Raw genomic sequence first — 20,875 nt, 5'->3', positions numbered from 1 at the left:
TACCCATGATGAGAAATTTTTATAAGTCAAAAGACAAGATGATCAGGTATATAAGTTTTATTATTCTCCTGATTTCCTGTATGACCACCCAGTCTGCGAAGGCTCAGATTAACCTTTCCGGAAAACCAGGGCTTATCTACACGCCCAGCGCGGTGGAAAGTCCGGACGGACAATTTCGTTTTGGATATAATTACAATCCTATCAAATATGCTTTGCGCGGACGGGGTAGAAATCCGGAACGTATTATTTATGCTAACATAACGATTCTCAAACGACTGGAAATCAATGTGAATTTATTACAGATGATCGATTCCAAATATAGAAATGTGAAAGAAGCATTGGGCGACCGGCAGCTTGATTTACGTTACCTTATCCTGAAAGAGAAGAAAAACCAGCCCTCCCTGGCGGTAGTTATAACAACGCCATTTACAATTGACGGAGCGATGCTGACGCACGCATTGGTCACGACCAAAAATTTCGAACTTTCACCTGCACTGAGACTGGAAACCAGTATCGGGTATGGAAGTCCGTATTATCTGTATCGGGATGTGAGTAATCTGGATAATTCGGGTATGCTGTCAGGTTTTGTCTGGCAGAAAAAAAGTGAGGATCGCTATAAAAATCATTATCTGGAAGGGCCGTTTGGCGGTGCTGTGCTTCATTTTAAAAACGTCGGTGGCATCATGGCCGAATATGACGCCAATAACATCAACGTAGGCATTTACGCAAAATTTTTCAAAAGCTGGACTGTGCAGGCCGGACTATTAAATGGTGACCAGATCACCTTCGGAACCTCCTACGCACTATCCCTGATCAAACCTTCGAAACGTTTAAAAAGACAAAAAGATGAAGATAAAAAATAGTACACCCGCCTTTTTCTTTTTGTTTTTGATTTTGTCTTTTTCAACTTCTATGGGACAGGATAAATATTCTCCTGAACGATTAAAAACGGACTATGAACATATTCATACCATCGACAAGAAGATTTTTTACGAACAACGGTTATATCGGAATCCTTTTATTGGCTTGTTCGAAATCGACAGAATTGCGGGAGACACAACCGCCAATGAATATGTCCCCATGTTTCAGGGAATGCCGGTCGGTGTGTACCAATTAGATAAAACGGTTCATTATTCCCCACTTTCTGCAAACACACGCAAGGCGTATTTTAAAAATAGTTCGTCTTTCCCTTTACAAAAAAAATACAAATTTGACTTTTGGTTACAGCCATACTTTGCGGCTATTTTTGGGAACTTTGACAGACCGGTACAAAGTAATACCAGCATAGCCCTTCATACCCAGTTCTATATCTGGCCCGGACTTTCGCTTTCTACCGGAATTTTGTTTCCGATCATCAACCAGATGGACAGCAGGCCAAAAATTATCCGCCCTGCCCCTACCTATCTGAACCAGTTTTATGCAAGAGGCAATCATTTTATCAGTGCCACGGCAGGGTTATTTAACAATGACCAATATGGCCTTAATATTCAATACAGGCACGCAGATCTGGGAAAACCTTTTTCGTATGGCGTTGAAGCCGGTTTCACGGGTTATTATTATTATCCAAGAGGTGGCATCTATATTGAAAATCCCGATCAGCTCCTGTTTCTGGTTGACGCTGCCTATCGTTTCAGAGGTCCTGACCTGACTGTAAAACTTTCAGGCGGCCAGTTTCTCTGGTCTGATAAGGGTGCCAGGTTTGATCTCATGCGACAATTCACCAATGTAGAAATTGGGGTATACGCCACGAAAACGCAAAACGGGTCAACGGTAGGTTTTAATTTTGCAGTACCGATTCCACCGGGAAAAATAGCGCAGGGTAAACATGCGCGCCTTAGGACGACGGATGAATTCCGCTGGGAGTATACGTACACGAGGGGATACAGGATCGGTGAGCGGTATCGTTTAGGATACCAGCTGGATCAAAAGTTGAGACAATATCATCAGGACTATTTCAGCCAGCAGATGCAACGTCTTGACAATGAGTAACAGGTAGAATAATTTAGTAGTAAAATGAGACTTAATTCAATACGACAAGTAGTATTATAAAAAGAATCATTGGTGCTTTTTGACTTGATTTTTAATCAAATATCTCATTATCAATACTTTAAAAATTTGACACAAATCAACCATTGTGAAATTAATAAGATATGTTGTAAACTTGTTATAATTATGAACTACATTAACCTTAAAATAAATTCTACAAATAAATTTCATTATATTTGATGGATCTTTTTAGGTTTGTGTAAGACGATTGGTTAAATGTATAAGTTTTGACCAGTCCTGATAAGGAAAATACTCAACGTTATACTATAAACTATGAAAAATCGCTATCCCGGGCTCCTTCCCAAGGCTCATCTGTGGACCGACCTTGTCCTCCTGAATGCTTCTTTTCTTTTTGCTTATTCGGTTAGATTTGGAGATCTTACAGACCTGTTTAAAAATCAGTACGTTAATTTGCTTCTGGTTGCCAATTTGCTTTGGGTTTTCACAATCTATGTTTTAAAAACTTATTTCTTCACCAGACTTTCCTACAATTTTAATAACCAGATCGTCAACTTATTTAAAGCCGCGCTGGCGCATGCTGCTGCCATTATGGCTTTTTTATATCTGACCAAAGAAGGTGACGCTTATTCCCGTCAGCAGGTCATGACGACTTACGGGATATTCCTTGCACTTGCTTTCGCGGTTAGGGCTGCTACTGTAGCTTCCCTGAAACTTTATCGTCAGGCAGGATACAATTACAACCGTTATGCTATTGTTGGTAAGGGGGAACTGGCTTCGCTGATCCGCACCTTTTACAATGACAAAAAAGACCTGGGTTATCGCTTCTGCGGGATGTACGAATTCGGAAACGAAAGTGACGAGCTTAGAAACCTTGAATCTCTGATGGGTGCCCAAAAGCTGGATTATTTATACTGCTGCCTTTCCGAAATGACTGATGAGCAGGTTCGTGGCGTAATTAAATTGGGAGAAAGACAAAAAACGCAGGTACGTCTGGTTCCGGACTTCAGAGGATTCATGACCAATATGGCTACGATAGAGTACCATGACATGTATCCCATCATCCAGGTTAATACAAGACCTTTTTCAAGTGTTAACGAACAGACTTTAAAACGCTCTTTTGATCTCATTTTTTCAAGCATCGTGATGATCCTGGGCGCTCCGGTCTTTCTTGCTGTGATGGCTGCGGTGAAAATTACTTCTCCGGGACCTATATTTTATCGTCAGAAAAGATGCGGACAATGGGGTGAAATGTTTGAAATTTATAAGTTTCGCAGCATGTGTGTGAATGCGGATCAGATGGGACAACATTCCACTGGTGCGAGCGACAAGCGGATTACACCCATAGGAAGGATTTTACGTAAGACCAGACTTGATGAATTGCCTCAATTCTTCAACGTAATTAAAGGAGATATGTCTGTGGTGGGTCCCCGTCCCTTGTATAAATATGATGTGGACATGCTGATGGAAGCTGAACCGCATGATTTCCAGAGATTGTTAACTGTGAAACCTGGTATCACGTCCATCGGTCAGATCAACGTAGGATATGCCGATACGGTCGCCAAAAATGTAGAGCGCCTGAAATACGATCTGCAATATCTTAAATCTTACAGTGTCCTTGACGACATCAACCTTATTTTCAAAACCATGCAGGTAATGGTTCTGGGCAGAGGGCAATGATAACACCCTGACATTACACAATAATCAATATTACCTCCGCAGTGTTTTGAACCTTGTATTTATGTATATAAATAATGTAAACTATTAATTCCACAAATCAATTTTTACTCACAATGAAAAAACGTACAATCAAATTAGCAGTATTGAGTCTTATGATGACTGCAATGCTGTTCAACTGTAAGAAGGATGACGATAAGACGGATCCAACTGCTCCACCTACAGAAATTACCGACGCTTTAAACGCGGTGACCCTACCTGCGCAAACTTTGACCGAGCCGGCAGCAGTTCAGCAAACCGCAGCAAGCATTGAAGCTTCTGCAAAAGCAACTGAGGTTAGCGGAGCACTTGGAAATATCGCCAGCTCGGGTGTTGTTCCTGCAAGCGTTACTACAGCAGCTTCTGACGTTAACGGAGCACTTTCTCCGGACGAGATCAACACGTTGAACAGCGTGAACGCTGAAACGATTTCAGCAGTTGCAAACGGCGGAGCGCTGTCACCGCAGCTTGAAGCTATTTTAGATAAAGTAATGGCAAATCCTGCACTTGCTGCTTATCTGCCTAAGTTTAATTTCCCAACAGTTAATGGCGTTGCCGTTAAAGGGGCTAGAAAAAGCGCTGCAACTTCTACGGCCAGCGGTGCACGTACATCAGGTACTGACGCTGTTGAAAAAGTAGAGGGTGTATTGGTGGATGACGCTTGTATCACAGCTGCAAATACTTTGTTTAATACTGCGAAGGCAAGATTGGATGCTTCCAAAGCGACAGAAGATGCAAAAGTAGCTACAAAATATGCTGCTGATATCGCGCCTATCGCTGCGGGGCAAACTACGTGTACAGAAGGTTTGACTGCCACTTATGCAGGATACAGAGCCAGTGCACAGCAAGTTGGTGCTGATGCAAACGCAGCTTTGGATGCTGCACAAGCTACTTTGGGATCAAACTATGCTTTGTTGAAAGCATTGGTTAGCATTCAGGTTCTTGGCACACTTGCCTCGATCAATGAACTGGAAGCTGCTGATCGTCAGGCATGTATTGCAAAAGCTGCTGCTGCAACTACAAATGCACAAGCTGCAAGAGATGAAAACCTTGCAAAAGTGACTGCAGCTTATACAACTGCACTTGCAGAAGCAACAAGACTACAAGGTGAGGCAATCAGAAGCTGCCACAACCAAGGTGGAGGAAACTAACTAACACGTTTCTCACATATTAGACCGGTGACAAATCCCTCAGGATTGTTACCGGTTTTTTTATATTCAGGAAAAAACTATTCCCTATCTTTGAAAAATAATTATTAACACGATCAGATGAAAATTGTAGTTTTAGGAGCATCAGGACAGCTGGGAAATTGCCTGAAAAAAGTAGCGGAAGAAAGAGGTATTTCAGACATCTCTTTCCCATCAGAAAAAGACGGAAATATCCTTGAACCTGAACTTTTGACGCTTTTATTTCAGAAAGAAAAACCTGAATTTGTCATCAATTGCGCGGCCTATACGGCGGTAGACAAGGCTGAGGACGACATTGAAATTTGCAGAAAAGTGAACCGTGATGGCGCTGAAAACATCGCGAACGTCTGCCAGTTATTCGATGCGACGCTTATCCATGTTTCTACGGATTTTGTATTTAAAGGTAATATTCCTCAGTTATTGACGGAAACGGATCCGGCGGAACCTGAAAATATCTATGGGCTGACGAAACTGGAGGGAGAAATTGCTATTTCCAATGTGCTCGAAAAACATTTCACACTACGCACCAGCTGGCTCTATTCTGAGTTTGGAAATAATTTTGTAAAAACGATGCTTCGTCTTGGTAAGGAGCGTGACGAGCTGGGTGTCATCATCGACCAGGCCGGTTCACCCACTTATGCGATTGATCTGGCCGGCGCTATTTTTGATATTATCGGATCAGGAAGTTCAGCGTATGGGATTTATCATTACAGCAATGAAGGTGTAACTTCCTGGTATGATTTCGCCAAAACGATCTTTGCGATTAGTGATACTGACGTTTACGTTAAACCCGTAAAAACGGTTGAATATGTTACCAAGGCGGTCAGGCCAGCGTATTCGGTGATGGATAAATCCAAGCTGAAAAATACTTTTGGAATCAAAATTCCTTATTGGACTGATAGTTTGAAAGTTTGTATTTCGCGGCTTTCCTGATTAATTCAATACCCATGTCGCAGTCTTTAATTCCTGCGGCATGGGTATTTCCACTTGTCACCTTTGCAAAATAATCGTTCCCCGCCGGGTGAAATCATGCCCATTGGCGTTTTTATACTGTAAGGTGTAAGTATAGGCTCCTGTCAAGGCATCCGCTCCGTTGATTTTCCCGTCCCAACGCATCCCATTCTTCTCTGCCAGATAGATCACTTCCCCCCACCGGTCATAAATTTTAAGCTGCACCCCTTCCCCATCCGATATGATAACTTCAAATACATCATTAATCTGGTCTCCGTTGGGTGTAAAAATATCAGGAATTAAAACCGTTGCATCACATATACCAAAGTCCACATCCAGTTTCTTTTCTAAATAACAGGACTGATCATTTTCATCCAACACTTTCACAAAATAAACATCCCGGCCCGATCCGGATACCTGGACTGTTGATCGATATTCATTTTCCCCGGATATACCATTCCCCGACCATAACACCTTCGCGTTAGCCTGCACCGATAATTCCAAAAGACCACATGCAAGCTTAGTCCAACCCGCAGAGATTTCAAGAATATTAACATGTACGGGTTCTGATCTAACCAACTTATCAGAACACTTATCACGCATCCTGACAGAATAATCACCCGAACGTTCAGGTTTATACGTTTTAGTATTTGCCCCTCTGATTTCCTGCTTTCCGTCATACCATTGAAAAGTACTCCTTGATGCATTTGTGTTCGTTTCGGCCACAAGCGTGACATCATTGCAAAGACTGTTTTCCAGGATGGAAACGACAGGTTCAATCTCCACAGGTGTTACCGCAAAATTAGGAAGACCTATACTGCTGGTACCAGAAGGTAACTTAAAACCGTCGTTAAAAAATGAGCATTTTGATCCTTTCAGATCGGGATTATTAATGACAGCTAAATATTCGAGCCCATGCCTGGCGACATAAATTTTACCATCAGGTGCCAGTTGCATGGATCCGTAATAGGACGCTGGGGGTTTTCCGATCTCAGTTTTGGAAGCAATAATTTTTCTGGCGTCCATCACAGAAATGTCGAGTTGAAATATGGGACGCCCCGCATTTACTGTTTCGCTTACATAGATAAAATTGCCATTCGGGGAAAATTCCAAACCATAGGCAGACATGAAATCTGTATGTCTGATCGATATTGCGTTGGAAAGTACTCCTGAACTATTGTCGAAATTTAGCAGCTGATATTCGCCTTTTCCAAAAACGGCCATGCCCAGTTTGTCACCCTGGCGGGAAAATTTCATATTTCCCACCGATTTGTAAAAATCCAGTGGCGTTCCAATTTTACTTGTCACAGAAGATTTTGCGATTCCCTTTTCTGTCAGTAAGTAACTTCTGAATATCCGGTTGCCATTTTCATGTGCCAGGATCCAGAAATCCTTTTGGTTACAATGACGGACAGCGGCCAGTTTTTCTGTGGAATTTTCTAAGAGAACAGTCCGGGAAACAACGCCTCCGTTTCCATTGTTTAACCCGATGTCAACAGTAACGCAGATCAATTTCCTATATGTTGTGAATACATAATATATGCCAGAGCTTCCGGGCTTCGGAATAATCAACGCGGATTGGGTCGAAGTGTCATCTCCGCCAAGCTCCGTATCTCCTGAGATAAGCTTGTGTTTCCTGTTCCAAATTCTTATTCCGTCTGTATAGAGGACAAGCTTACCCTGCTCATCCGCGATCGAAGAACAACCCTCTCTTTGCGTCAACTCGTTATTTGAGATTCCGATTGGTTTGCCTTTACTGAAATCTATACCTCCATAATAACCAAACATCCAAACGTTTTCACGCTTATTCTCCTGAGCGAATAACACTGAGCCAAATAACAAAACTCCTGCAAGAAGGATAAGAAATCGAAACATACCAGTTTATCTTTCCGTTGCGTAGTAAATTTATTACAATAAAGTTACAAATTAAACCCTTACTAATCAGTGTGATCCAAACATAAAATACCCTTTTTCGGACAAATCGGTTACATATTATATTTTTTCTTAAATAAGTATTATTGAAAAGATCAGGAATGGAAGAAAGGTCCAAAAAACCTCAAAAACAATAAAACAGCAAACCTTACAATCACGGATTAATATAATTCTTCGCTGCGAAAGTACATTTTCAGTGCGTAGAAATAACTCACAACCCATTTTTATTCTAAAAGGTCTGTGTGAAACTGAATTTCAATTACAAAGTGAATTTTCAGCCCTGAAGATAAATCTCGATTCCGAGTAATTCCCCGGATAATTAACCCTCGGTTTCAGGCTGTCCGCCAAACTGATAGGTTTGTTAATTGACAAGATCCTGCTGCGCAAACGAAGGATGTCGAATATTTTTTACTGATTTAGTGCTTATGTCAGGGACAGTCGCTATCGGAAAAACTCAGGATGACTACAAGATTTCCCGGCAACTACAATAGGAAGTACTTCGTATCGAATAAATTTATTTATCTCCGTATAAAAATTCTATGAAATATTTAACAAAAAGAACTTAAAATAACAAAACTACACGAACCGATTGTCAATTTGCGAAAACATACTACGAACATTCTTGAATTACTTCACAGTATAAAATATATTTAATTGTATCTTTTGCAATATATTCATAGGTCAAAAGCGCCTTTTTCCGTAATATATTTTGCCGTTTAATCATTTTGATTTTTTTTTAATTCAATTTGTCTCTACCTTAGTTTTGTAATAGAAACACAGTTCCAAAGAAAACAAATAAAAATTTTTCTATGACCTGCCTCTTTCCAGGTAAGTTGTTATCCTCCTGAAAGGCTGATCAACGGCATTTATCTGACTGGCATGTAAGGTTTATCTCATGGTGTAAAACACCGCACTCAACGGAAACAATAACAGGTCCTTTTTGGCCTGAAAGGGAAAGAATTGCCTTTACTATTTCAAAAAATAAAAACGCTGTCAACATAGCGCATGAAACCCTATGTCCCGGCGCTTATCAAAACGCTTTATCATTATTACCCAACTCATATTAGTAACTAATTTTTAACTCAAATCCAGCAAAAAATGAAAAAAGTAATTGTACTAGGTGGCGGTGGTTTTATTGGCGGACATCTTGCTAAAAGACTTAAAGAAAATGGCAACTACGTCAGAGTATGTGACATCAAAAATCACGAATACTTCGACCACAGAGAAATCTGTAACGAGTTTATTCTGGGCGATCTAACAGATCCTAAGACAGTTGAGCTGGTTATTGCAGAAGGCTGGGATGAAGTATACCAGCTTGCAGCTGACATGGGCGGTGCCGGTTATATCTTCACTGGTCAGAACGATGCAAACGTGATGCAGAACTCTGCGTTGATCAACCTAAACGTTGCCAAAGAAGCGTCTATCAAAAATATCAAGAAACTTTTTTACTCTTCTTCTGCCTGTATCTACCCGGAAAACAACCAGTTAGACCCAAACAATCCTAACTGCGAAGAAAGCTCTGCATATCCTGCAAACCCGGATTCAGAGTATGGATGGGAAAAACTTTTCAGCGAAAGACTTTTCAAGGCATACAAAAGAAACTACAACCTGAACGTAAGAATTGCCCGTTTCCATAATATTTTCGGACCACAGGGAACCTGGAAAGGTGGAAAAGAAAAGGCACCGGCTGCGATGCTTCGCAAGGCAGCAGAAACACCAGACGGAGGTTCATTCGAAGTTTGGGGAGATGGTCAGCAGACGAGATCTTTCCTTTATGTGGAAGAATGTGTGGATGCAGTTTTAAGCCTGATGGAGTCTGAATTCGAAGGACCTGTAAACATTGGTTCAGAAGAGAAGGTGACAATCAACCAGTTGGCTCAGATGGCGATCGATATTTCAGGAAAAGACATAACGATCAAAAACATTTATGGTCAGGAATTTATCGATAAGTATGGTTTCAAATGTCCGCTTGGCGTACGTGGAAGAAACTCCGACAATGCGCTGTTCAGAAAAGAACTTGGCTGGGAAGTTTCGACGCCACTGATCGAAGGTATGACAAAAACTTTCGAATGGATCAGCGAGGTAGTATCTCAAAATCAATTGGTTGAAGCATAATTTAGAAAAGATCAGCGTAGCAGATTAATCAAAACGATACAAATATGGACAATGCATACAATACTGTTTCAGTTTTAGGATTCAAGGTATTTAATGATGACCTGAAGAACATTCCGGTGCAGGGAGAAAAAAGTAGAGTAATCAACTGTAGCATAAGCCCTAACAATTATGGTTTGACGGTTAAAGATGCAGAATTTAAAAATACGCTTCAGAAAACCGATTTTCTCGTGTTGGACGGAGTTTATTTTGCGCTGGCCTCGATATTTCTGCTCGGCAAAAACATCAAAAGAAATCAGGGACCTGATGTTTACAAACATTTCGTTCAGCGTATGAATGAAACATCAGGTCGGGTTTTCTTCCTGGGTTCTTCCGAAAAAGTTCTTGGACTTATCAAAGAACGCATGAACCGGGAATATCCAAATATTACGGTTGGAACCTATTCACCTCCTTTCAAAAAGGAATTCTCGGATCAGGATAATCAGGAGATGATTGATGCGATCAATGCCTTTGAACCGAATGTTTTATTCGTCGGGATGACTGCGCCAAAACAGGAGAAATGGTCTGTCAGGCACCGTGATTCGCTCAATACTAACCTGATTGTTAGTATCGGCGCCGTGTTTGACTGGTATGCAGGAACTGAGAAAGAAATCAATCCGATCTGGTTTAAACTGAGATTGGGATGGCTGCTCAGAATGATTTACAGACCAGAGATCTTTAAGAGAAACATGGGTAACACAATTATATTTTTCCGTGATCTGACTTTAATTTTGTTGAGGTTAAAAAGGCAACCAACATTTTCGAACGCCTAGATTATGTCATGGGAAAACGTTGCTGACCGCAAGGTAAACAGGCAGAGCCGGACCACACCGGCACTGACAATTGTTGACCAACTGTGTCGTTATGGATTTGTCTCAGAAGCTGTCCCTGAGTATACAGGACTGGTCAAAGTCTACGTTTTCCCATTTTTATTTTTTAAATGGCCACGCCAAAAACACGAATGGACGTTTATACATAAGCGTTCATTTTACTCGTTCCCGGGTATGTTCGTGTTGTTATTTTTTGAGAGAACCTTTTTGATTTCCCAATTGATGGATTAGAAATCACCCATGGCAAAACCTTCCTGATCGAAAACCAGGAAAAACATTTCGTCATGAAGCGTTTTGAAGAAGTTTTAGACTGGTTGCCTTTGGACGGCGGTTGACAGGATATCTTTGATATTGCGCTCGAAGGAATCGATCGTAAACAGCTTATCAAATCTCTCTTTTCCTGCCTTTCCCATTCGTGTTCGAATGTCCGGATTATTAATCAGGACTGTGATCTTTTCGGCTAATGCGACTGCGTTCTTTTGTGGTACCAGAAAGCCGGTTTCTCCCTCTAGAACGATGTCTGGAATTCCACCTTCAGGACAGGAAATGACTGCCAGGCTACTTTGCATAGCCTCCAAAATTACCAGCGGGAAGGCTTCAAAATGATAAAAAGTCGGAAAAACCAGCACGTCAGCATTGGATAGGAAATCTCGTTTGTCCTGATCATACTTCGGCCCGTGCGCGAAGACAGTACCTTCCAAACCGTAGTCAGACACTTTCCTGGCGAATTGCTCCGGGGTGATATCTGTCCATCCCCCCACGAAATGACATTCGAAAACATGCCCCTGCTGATTTACGATCCGGCATGCTTCCAATAAAACAAGCAACCCTTTGGACTCCATCAGGTTTCCTAAAAAAAGCAAACGACAGACTTCGTCGTCGGGTTTTTCGGCTTTTGCGACGGACAGGTTTGCAGGAATGCCGTTGGCACAAAAAAATACATTCTCCGGCGGCGCATAGGCTTTTACGTCATAATACAGGCTTTTGGAGAGCAGTATACTAAAAGATTTATTGAACACGAACCGGTACAGGGCGTCGGTTAAAACAGATTTCCCCTCAAAACCGACACCTTTATTATGAAAATGGTAGATAACCTTTTTCCCAAACATTTTGAGAATTCCGACCACCATAAGATCCTTGTAAAAGCCGGCACCACTGGCTGTCAGTGTTACATAACAGAGATCATATTTCTTTTTGGAAAGTGCTTTCGCAACTTCCGATTGTATTTTTAATAGCTTCAAAATTTTGCCAGCTCCTGCCCCGCCAATTTCTTTCAGGTCCTTTGACGTCGAAAGGTTAATATAATCCGCCTCGAATGTGTCGTTAATCTTTGCACTTTCTTTGATGAATTTACCCACCATCGCTGCACCATGAACCGGTGGCGGCACGTGCATGATAAACAAAATCGAAGGTTTCATAAAGCGTTATTTATTGATTTTAAGTTCTCCTTCCGTGCTGAGTGTAAATTCGGTAGGATAAGAATCCGAGGTAACCACATGACCTTTGTTGATCAAAACCGTTTCATTTGACTTCGGAGTCTGGCCGCCGGACCAGATACCCGGGTTGCTCCACTGCCCAGACGCGATGCTCTGGATCAGCCCGGTGGTGGCGTTTTTGATGAGCACAACACCGGCGTACGGCGCCAGCGGAAATCTTGCTGAATATTTCTTGTTTGATACATCGGCATAATTACCATCCAGCGAGACCGAACTTTCGTTATTTGAATTGTTATACTCAAAACGGAAATTACTCTCCTGATCAGTCGCTACCAGGGACTTGGATGAACCTGCATCCTGACGGTAATCCTGAATCCACTGAGATAGCGGAATAGTAGCCTGGCCACCGCCTGCGTACTCGCGTTGGACGGTAATCGTCGCTGCGTCATTGACCGGCCGGGCGTAAGTATTATGATCGAAAGCACCGAATTGTGAAGGGTCATCGTTGAAATACATGTGCACATACATCGCTGACTGAGACGCCGACTTGGCCAGGAACACATTATTTTTGACGGTCAGATTTCTTACAAAAAGATCCTTGAAACTATGGATCAACAGTACTCTTGGAAAATCATAAACCAGGTTGTTGATGATGCGGTGGTCGCTGGTTCCATTGATAAAAATGCCTCCCCAGGGACCGTGCGCGATGACGTTATTATCAATTTCAGTATCCTTGCTGCCGCCATCCAGATAAATCCCGGCAGCTTTTCCGTAAGCCTCCCAGTAGTTGTACTCAGTACCGTGATAGGCTCCTACTGCATTTAAAACAATATTATTCCTGATTTTCCTGTTCGCTCCTGTTGAGTTAAAGGTATAAATTCCGCCCCCATCATCCTTGATCTTACAAAAACCATCAACAAAATTATTTTCAACGACAACATTATCGCCTGATCCTGAAAAATGGATTCCATTAAAACCTGTGCTGATCACAGAACAATTCCTGATTGTTGTCCCTGAACCCGCGACCGATATGGCTTCCTGGGCTGTATCTCCGGAACGCGCAGCACCTGCAATCATCCCGATGTTATTGGTCCTTAACCCGTCGATCGTGATCGCTGAGCCGTTATGCTCGATCCAGATTCCGTTATTCAAGGCTTCGGAAACGTTCCCGCCATTCACTGTGATCGCAGAAACATCGATCCCATAAACGCCGTTGCCGCCGTGTTGTCTGAAGTTGCAATTGTTGAACGTTACATTACGCGCACCTACCAGGTAGACGCCATTATTATTACTGCCTTCAAAATCAATATTATTAACGGTGATATTGGTTTGAGAATTGACAATCATATTGCCCGCAAGCGTACTTGCTTTCACGGTTCTCCCATCAGGTGATCCTGAACCGAAATGCACATAAAGTCGCTTTGCATTTTTGTCATAAAACCATTCTCCCTCACCACTGAGCGTGCCCAGATGATTTTGGATAAAAAAACCATTTCCATCTTTCGGGCTGTAACGGGTATTGTTTCCGTAGTCATTCGTAGCACTGTAATATAACTTGTCAGCTGACTGCGAAGTGATCTGATGGCGGTCGAGAATCCAGCGATCTTTGCGGATTACAATTTCAGCACCGACGGGATCAAACGGAATACTGTTCACCGCGCCGCCTGAAATAGAAGTATTGCCTTCATGGCCATTGATTTTGAGATATCCGGTATCAGGATACCTGCCCATCGCCCGCACAACACCGTCGAGCGTAACCATATTGAGCGATGCGACATCCAGCGTGGCATAATAAATATTGCCTGATGCCTTTGTCCAGCCGTTTAGCCGGGTAAATCCACTGATGACCGGATTTGCTCCTTCTCCGTACGCATCAAATGTAAAATTTGAGTTTTCAGCGGAAATGGTACCATAAAAAACATCTCCTCTTTTAAAAAGAACTGTACTTCCGGTAGTAAACGAAGCTTTCAGTTTTTCAAAACTCCATGCGTCTCCGTCGCTAAGACCCGAACCGTTGCCGCCGGAAGCTTTCACATAATAAGTGGCCGACTGGGCCGAGTGAAAACACAGGGCCGCAAAAAAGAGTAAAACTGATTTGATTTTCAGGTTTTTCATAACGTTGTACGTTGATATTTGAGACTTTTTTTCTAATCACGCTGCTACCCTCCGAATCTTCCCACAAAACCTTCCAATACTGCTTTGCAGCATGAGCAAATAAATGAAAAACAAATACTGAAATTGAAAAATCAGTTGATGATTAAAAGGCAACAGACGGTTACTTAACATACTGTATTACAATAACTTTCTGTTAAAAAACCGTAGTACCGGAGACTCTACAAAACGAAATATGAGAACCCCTCCGGCAATAGTAAACAAAAATAGAATGAAAATCAGAGACTGAAGTATCAACAAATTATAAATCTGCAATTTCTCCACTATAATCCTGAAAAGTCTAAATAAAGTACTAAGAAATATCAGGTGTGAGAGATAAATGGAATAGGAAGCTTCTCCTATCAATAGCAATATGGGTGGATAATGAAATTGTCGGGTAAGATCAGTAATCACCACTCTATAAATAACCAGTGACATTACCACCGCAAGTATCAAAATACCTTCCGGCCGCAGAAGAATATGGGGATAGTCAGGAACGAGAAACCCAACCGCCAGAATTAAAAGCGCGCCCCATATCCATACGTTGAGATGATAGGATTTCAAGATCAGGTAGGCAATAAAACAGCCGCAAAGAAATCCAACAATTCTCTCATTGAACAGAATGATGTTAGGAATGACGATCTTATCCGACACCATAACCTTCAAAAGAACGACTGCAAACCAGGAGGAAAATATGTATCTGCCAATTTTCGGGCCTGCCATAATACAGATAAAAAAGGCAATATAGAAAACGACCTCATAAGCCAGCGACCAGGCAACCGGAAGAAAAAAATTGGCCTGAACAGGAAGCAGCAGGTAGGAATAAAGAATAAAACACCATTCATGCACCGACTGAAAATTCATGGTGTGGTCGAGGTGATTCGTTTTTCCGTCCAGGAGAAATATCAGTAAAAGATAAACTGTTGCAATAATCCAGTAGAATGGATAGATCCTGATGAAGCGTTTTTTTAGAAATAATATTTTGTTGGTTCCGTGCTGAAGATCCTTGAAATGAACATAGGTAATGATAAAGCCACTTAATACGAAAAAGAAATCCACACCAATGTAACCTTGAAAAAAAACGTCGCCCAAAAAAGAAGTTTGAAAATAAGGACGGGTAGAACCGCTTATATGACAAAGTACCACCAGCATTGCCGCAAATCCTCTGAAAATTTGCAGTAATTCCAATTTCTTTTTCATAAATATCTACTTTTCATACACAAAAATTAAAGTAATGAAGTGCTTTCCAATGATTTGACCGTAGTCATGTAATGCTTACCTGGACGACCTGCTTAGGTATACGATAGTTTACCCCATTCACTGATCAGATCTTCTTTGAAACTGGCCATCAAGGATGGTTTTCCTTGTAAATCAATATTTTTGACAGTCGGCAGCAGGTCTATAAATTTGCGCAGCCCCTGCAAGGTACTTTCCTCCGATAACGGGTCGAAAAGCTGTCCGTTTTGCCTGGTAACCAGATAAGATGCTCCGGCATACTGTGAGCAAAAAACATTCAGTCCAAAAATCAAGGCCTCATTGACCACTGCGCCAAAGGGCTCAAAAGTACTTGGTAATACAAATCCCGATGCACACAGGTACCAGGCGTTTAGTTCGTCACCTTCAAATCTTCCGGGCAAAACTACTTTTTCCTGTAACCCGTGACTTTCGACAAGGGCAGTGATCGTCTCCTTTTGCTGGCCCTCACCTACCAATACCAGCACAAGATCCGAATGTGCAAGCAGGACAGGATAAATGTGCTCTATAAATCCGGCCAGCCCTTTTTCCACGATGAATCGCCCTACGAAAAGCAACACTTTTTTACCTGTCAGGTCATGTTGTCTGGTATAACCGGCTGCAATCGTTTCCAGCCTGGTGCGGTCAGCCCGGAGTCTTTCAGGCGCCTGCAAAATGGGCGATACGATTAGCTGATCACCTTTTAGATTAAACGACGTCTGATAAAACTGCGCAACTTCTCTGGACAGCACCACCAAATAATCCAGCCGCTTGACACTGTATTTTCTGGCGAAATACCGGATTTTGGTTTGCACATGATTGCAAATGTCAATGCTGTCGTCAATGGTCGATCCGATTTTTTGTTTGATCACGCCCAACCCCTTTAAAAGCAACAGATATTGGGTAGTAAATGAAAATTCATATCCAAAAATAATATCGGGGTTCGCTCGTCTTATCGTTTTAAGCATTCCATAACGGATGGCTCTTCCCTTTGAACCAGCTGGACCGTTGAGGAGATAGGAATGTTTAAAATGCAGCTGCGAACGAAGTTTTTGCTGATCAAATTTATGATCACGTACATTATCAAAGATAAAGACAACTTCCAGATCGAAGAGCTCCCCCATCGCATTAAACTGGTCAATCCGGTATGGAGCCAAGGCAGGATGAAACATTAAAACTTTGAGCTTACTCATAACGTTTGTAAGTAAATCAATACGAAATATTCAATTAGCAACTGATTAACAACGACTTAAAATGATCAAAGCGGAATATCTACACGAATTCCATTCTGTTTCACGATACGGGCCGGAGATCCGATGACAGTGCAATTCGGCGGAACATCTTTAACTACAACTGCATTTGCACCGATAATCACATGATCACCGATCGTAATCCCACCTACCACGACAGCGCCTGTACAAATCATTACATGATTGCCGATCACCGGTTTTTTTTGCCCTCCAAGTCTGTTGGTACCGAGCGTAACGTGGTGATAACAGACAAAATAATCTCCGATGCTTTCTGCGTTCAGGAAACTTGAAGTATTGTGAATGAAAAGAGCCGTTCGGCCAATCTTCATACTGCCTGGGATATCAAGTGTCCGGTCTTCAGGTAATATCCACTTGAAAAAATATTTGATATTGCCGATCCGGTGGTAAAAAAGGTTTCTGTACTGCCTTGCAAACACCAGCGACAAAATCAGGTTTTTAACAGTTCCGGTATCGGACAGGATCAATTGTTTATTACGATGAAAGGCAAAAACCAGCAGGTGCGGGATGATCGTGATAAACCTTAAAGCCAGAATCAGCAGGTGATAACACAGCTTCATTTTACTGCCGTTGTCTGACAGATCTACAAAATAGATATGTTTATCAGCCTGATCCGCCGCCAGATCCGGGTTATTTTGAAAGTTCGATGAAAAAGTGGCTGCATCAGACATTGGTATCTTTCATTTTATATAACTCTCTTTTGTAGAGTCGTCTCAGGAACCTTACTGCGAAACCGGCGTAGATATGCGCTTTAAATGAGACCTTTGGAAACGTGGTGATCAGTCCGGCCATGCCAGGATGCGCTCTTTTTACAACCGTCAAATGCTCATGCATGTAACGTTTGAAAAGTTTGGAATTATGATCGCTCGAAGACTTACTGTCCTTATGCCATCTGAAAATCGAAAGATCCTGATCGATCACATAAAAAGGATACTGCGCAGCGATCCTGTAAAACCATTCTGCATCCATGATCATCTGGTAATCCTCATTCAGAAATCCTATATCAGTCAGGATACTTCTTCTCAGAAAAGTGCTTGGCTGAAAGATCGACATCATGCAATGTTTTTCCTGGAACCGGGAGATGTTCGGATATTTTCTTTCATAAACCTCCCCTTTATAGTCCATAAAAAGTCCGTTTCCTACCACGACATTGGCCTGTGGATTTTTTTCAAAAAAGTCTGTCACCGCCTGTATCGCGCCTTTGCAATAAACATCATCGCTATTGATCCAGGCAATAATATCACCAGACGCCATCGCAAATCCTTTGTTGATTGCGTGTGTCTGTCCGTTGTCCTTTTCGCTCACCCAGTATTTGAGCTTGTCTTCGTACTTTTTGATCACCTCAACCGTATTATCAGTTGAACCTCCGTCAATGACCAAATATTCCAGGTTGTCATAATCCTGATCAAGAACCGATTGAATGGTTTCTTCAATAAATTGACCCTGATTGTAGGAGGGCGTTACAATGGATACTTTCAAGTTGTTCATAATTCACTTTTATTTACCAATGAATAAATCGCTTTATATACATCAATAATCTCGTTTGCTACTTTTTTAGGATCATGTCTTTCAAGTGCCACTTTTCTGGCATTTTGCCCATACTCCCGGCTTTTTTCAAAATCTCCGGCAAGCTCCGTGATCGCTCCGGCGAGGGAGTAGGAATCACCATCCTGCACCAGCATTCCCTGCGAGCCGTTTTCAAGCATCGAATCCGTTCCGCCGGCAAAAGTGGCTACCACAGGCATTCCGAGCAGCATTGCCTCACAGAGACTATTGGGACTATTTTCGATATGACTGACCTGGCAATAGATATCCGCCCCGCAAAGTATTTCAACAAGCTCCGGCTCCGTTTTACTGCCGAGAAATGTTACTCCATTCACTGCATAATCCTGTTTAAGCCAGCGTTGAACCATTTGAGGATATTTGCCCGACTCCGTTTGTCCGACAACCAGCCACTCAAAATCGAACTTGTAATCGGTCAGCACAGCAGCAGTTTTTAGAACGGATTCCATTCCTTTGTATAAGCCGCCACTCATGGTTGTGACAATTTTTATTTTTGTATCAAAAGCCCTCTTTTTCCATTCTTTTGAATAAAAGCTGCTCCGCATAATCTCATTCCCGACAAAATACAGGCTCTTGGGTGCCAGTATCCGCGTTGCTCTTTTATCCCAGCTTGTACGCCCGATGATGAAGCGTGCCGGTTTGAGCATTTCCACTTCCCTTTTTGCCCATTTGGAAAACAAAAAGAAATTATTTACAACGGAATCAATCAGGAGTTTTGAGCTGAAATTTTCCTTTGACGAAGCAACGCTGCGGGGAATTCCCGAAAAATACTTTTCGCAATACGGTGTCAGAAGGCTTTGAATAGAAAACACAACCGGCAGTTGTATGTACTTCTGAATCAAGCCGAAATTATCTTCCGTTCCATGAATATGGATCACATCCGGCCGGACTGTTTCGATCACCCTTATAAGTTTCTCAACATAGCGCTCATCCCGGTTGGCCTGGTATGCTTCGAGCCGATCCATTATTTTGGCAAATTTGGTCTGGCCCCTGCCACGCGCAACCGGATAATACTGGACGGATTTATACTCAAACGGATCGAGTTCACCGTTGTAGTAAAAACTGACAGCCAGATCAATCAGGGGATCAAGCTTTACTTGCTGTTCAAGCGAAGCCAGCCAGCCCGCGGTAAACGAACCTGGTGTCAGCTTCTCTGCGGCTCCGCAGGGTGTGATGGCAAACCAAAGTATTCTCACGGTCTGGTTGTTTAATTGTAAGCTAGGTGTAATTTTATTTCAGTATTTGAACACATCCGAAATTCTTTGGATTGACAATAAAGTACGCAGATCCACAGCACGATGTATTCAAAATTAAAGGCAGGCAAACCAAAGGGAAGCAAAAAGATAATGTGCGCAACCAGGTAGAATGCCATTCCTTTTGTCATAATATTATTGGAACGGAAAAGTCCGAGATAAGCCGAATGCAGTACCAGAAAGCAAAACAGACCTAAATAAAGAATTCCTCCTTTTAATATTAAATGCAGATATCCTGTTTCAATCATTCCCCGGTTTACGCTTGACATATCAAAAATAGGACAATAGTACGTCCCGTTAAGTCCACGTCCGATGAGCCAGTCCATCGATTCGCCCTGAAAGCTGAAATAAAAATATTCCTCTACGCCCGTTCTGGTATCCTCTTCAAGCCGTGCGAGAAACAGCGCAAAAGTCGAGCCCGCATAAATGTTAAAAAGCAGTATCGCAAACAGGATGGTTACAGCGACAATCCCAAGTTTCAATAATTTTGAAACACCCTTGGAAGCTGCGATATTGAGTATAAAAGCAAACAGAACGATCAACAGATACATGAAAAGATTTCCCCGCCGGGCTGAATAAAGGGCCAGAAAAACACAGGTAAACATCGTAAAATATGCCATCACCCGATATTTGACTGAAAGAAATTCAGAACAAAGGATCATAAAGGATGATGCAAAAAGATATTGGAGCGGAATATATATTACGCCGATATAGGTCTGATATTCTTCGACATCGATATCTTCATTGGCCTGAAAAATCTGTTTGTAATTCAAAATCAAAAGCACGATTCCGATGATGCCCTGAACAAACGTAAATTTGAAAACACTGCTAATTGTTACCTGACCAAAACCCAGAAAGACGATGAGCGGTGTGATAAACGAGAGCCATGTATAACGGTTGATCAGTGAATAGCCGTCGGAAGAAAATGTTTCCCGGCTCAAAAACGGCCGCAATAATATGATTGCTGTCCAAAGTAAAAACAAAATAAAGATCACCAGCATTATTCCGTTGAAGGGCTTTTGAAACTGCATTTGAAAGACTGCATTATAAAAAATAATGATCAGCCCCACAGCGCACAGCAAATAACATAGGGCCTTGGAAGTATCGAAGAACATTCCACCCAACGCATGGAGGATAAAACCCACCATTACCCAGTCAAAAGAGGTCAATTTTTTTAAATCAAACATATAAACAGAAACA

The 20,875-nt window shown here is 42.0% G+C and carries 17 protein-coding genes; 8 read left to right on the top strand and 9 right to left on the bottom strand.

Going from position 1 to position 20,875, the window contains the following annotated elements; genetic code table 11:
- The first annotated feature begins 5 nt into the window (after positions 1 to 5).
- The 5 genes from AC1XUO_RS05380 to rfbD all read left to right on the top strand — a co-directional run bounded on the left by AC1XUO_RS05380 (position 6) and on the right by rfbD (position 5,840).
- Positions 6 to 863: a YjbH domain-containing protein gene (locus tag AC1XUO_RS05380; protein WP_483328741.1), complete on the top strand. Its 858-nt coding sequence runs from the start codon at positions 6 to 8 to the stop codon at positions 861 to 863.
- Complete coding sequence (locus tag AC1XUO_RS05375) at positions 847 to 1,989, top strand: YjbH domain-containing protein (protein ID WP_483328740.1); 1,143 nt, start codon at positions 847 to 849, stop codon at positions 1,987 to 1,989. The genes AC1XUO_RS05380 and AC1XUO_RS05375 overlap by 17 nt, the downstream gene beginning before the upstream one ends.
- 330 nt (positions 1,990 to 2,319) lie before the next feature.
- Positions 2,320 to 3,684, top strand: a complete 1,365-nt coding sequence (locus tag AC1XUO_RS05370) for a sugar transferase (RefSeq protein ID WP_483328739.1) — start codon at positions 2,320 to 2,322, stop codon at positions 3,682 to 3,684.
- 113 nt (positions 3,685 to 3,797) lie between these two features.
- Positions 3,798 to 4,871, top strand: coding sequence for a hypothetical protein (locus AC1XUO_RS05365; protein ID WP_483328738.1), 1,074 nt, complete (start codon positions 3,798 to 3,800; stop codon positions 4,869 to 4,871).
- A 117-nt stretch (positions 4,872 to 4,988) separates the two neighbouring features.
- The gene (gene rfbD, locus AC1XUO_RS05360; protein WP_483328737.1) at positions 4,989 to 5,840 is read left to right on the top strand and encodes a dTDP-4-dehydrorhamnose reductase; all 852 of its coding nucleotides are present in this window, start codon (positions 4,989 to 4,991) and stop codon (positions 5,838 to 5,840) included.
- Between the two features lie 57 nt (positions 5,841 to 5,897).
- On the opposite strand, the gene AC1XUO_RS05355 is transcribed toward rfbD, so the two are convergent.
- Positions 5,898 to 7,733, bottom strand: coding sequence for a T9SS type B sorting domain-containing protein (locus tag AC1XUO_RS05355; protein ID WP_483328736.1), 1,836 nt, complete (start codon positions 7,731 to 7,733; stop codon positions 5,898 to 5,900).
- Between the two features lie 1,155 nt (positions 7,734 to 8,888).
- Here AC1XUO_RS05355 and AC1XUO_RS05350 point away from each other — a divergent pair.
- From AC1XUO_RS05350 to AC1XUO_RS05340, 3 genes are read left to right on the top strand one after another with little or no spacing between them, the layout of a single operon-like run.
- On the top strand, positions 8,889 to 9,905 hold the full coding sequence (locus tag AC1XUO_RS05350; protein ID WP_483328735.1) for an NAD-dependent epimerase/dehydratase family protein: 1,017 nt from the start codon (positions 8,889 to 8,891) through the stop codon (positions 9,903 to 9,905).
- A 44-nt stretch (positions 9,906 to 9,949) separates the two neighbouring features.
- Positions 9,950 to 10,714 carry a WecB/TagA/CpsF family glycosyltransferase gene (locus tag AC1XUO_RS05345; protein WP_483328734.1) on the top strand — a complete coding sequence of 255 codons (765 nt, stop codon included), beginning with the start codon at positions 9,950 to 9,952 and terminating at the stop codon, positions 10,712 to 10,714.
- Positions 10,715 to 10,717: 3 nt separating this feature from the next.
- On the top strand, positions 10,718 to 11,002 hold the full coding sequence (locus tag AC1XUO_RS05340) for a hypothetical protein (protein ID WP_483328733.1): 285 nt from the start codon (positions 10,718 to 10,720) through the stop codon (positions 11,000 to 11,002).
- 74 nt (positions 11,003 to 11,076) lie between these two features.
- Here AC1XUO_RS05340 and AC1XUO_RS05335 read toward each other — a convergent pair whose 3' ends face one another.
- The 8 genes from AC1XUO_RS05335 to AC1XUO_RS05300 all read right to left on the bottom strand — a co-directional run bounded on the left by AC1XUO_RS05335 (position 11,077) and on the right by AC1XUO_RS05300 (position 20,862).
- Positions 11,077 to 12,189 carry a glycosyltransferase family 4 protein gene (locus AC1XUO_RS05335; RefSeq protein ID WP_483328732.1) on the bottom strand — a complete coding sequence of 371 codons (1,113 nt, stop codon included), beginning with the start codon at positions 12,187 to 12,189 and terminating at the stop codon, positions 11,077 to 11,079.
- A gap of 6 nt (positions 12,190 to 12,195) precedes the next feature.
- On the bottom strand, positions 12,196 to 14,322 hold the full coding sequence (locus tag AC1XUO_RS05330) for a right-handed parallel beta-helix repeat-containing protein (RefSeq protein ID WP_483328731.1): 2,127 nt from the start codon (positions 14,320 to 14,322) through the stop codon (positions 12,196 to 12,198).
- Positions 14,323 to 14,499: 177 nt separating this feature from the next.
- Entirely contained in the window at positions 14,500 to 15,558 is a 1,059-nt protein-coding gene (locus AC1XUO_RS05325) for an acyltransferase family protein (protein WP_483328730.1), read from the bottom strand.
- 92 nt (positions 15,559 to 15,650) lie between these two features.
- Complete coding sequence (locus AC1XUO_RS05320; protein WP_483328729.1) at positions 15,651 to 16,784, bottom strand: glycosyltransferase; 1,134 nt, start codon at positions 16,782 to 16,784, stop codon at positions 15,651 to 15,653.
- 65 nt (positions 16,785 to 16,849) lie between these two features.
- Positions 16,850 to 17,530: a serine O-acetyltransferase gene (locus AC1XUO_RS05315; RefSeq protein WP_483328728.1), complete on the bottom strand. Its 681-nt coding sequence runs from the start codon at positions 17,528 to 17,530 to the stop codon at positions 16,850 to 16,852.
- Positions 17,523 to 18,347: a glycosyltransferase family 2 protein gene (locus AC1XUO_RS05310; RefSeq protein WP_483328727.1), complete on the bottom strand. Its 825-nt coding sequence runs from the start codon at positions 18,345 to 18,347 to the stop codon at positions 17,523 to 17,525. Before AC1XUO_RS05310 ends, AC1XUO_RS05315 begins: the two co-directional genes overlap by 8 nt.
- A complete protein-coding gene (locus tag AC1XUO_RS05305; RefSeq protein ID WP_483328726.1) occupies positions 18,344 to 19,618 on the bottom strand; it encodes a glycosyltransferase family 4 protein in 1,275 nt (424 codons plus the stop codon). The genes AC1XUO_RS05310 and AC1XUO_RS05305 overlap by 4 nt, the downstream gene beginning before the upstream one ends.
- A gap of 11 nt (positions 19,619 to 19,629) precedes the next feature.
- Positions 19,630 to 20,862 carry a hypothetical protein gene (locus tag AC1XUO_RS05300; protein ID WP_483328725.1) on the bottom strand — a complete coding sequence of 411 codons (1,233 nt, stop codon included), beginning with the start codon at positions 20,860 to 20,862 and terminating at the stop codon, positions 19,630 to 19,632.
- Between the last annotated feature and the right edge of the window lie 13 nt (positions 20,863 to 20,875).

The sequence above is a fragment of the Dyadobacter sp. HNCC25DJ186 genome, from assembly GCF_056895235.1.
This window is presented reverse-complemented; position numbering and strand designations above follow the sequence as displayed.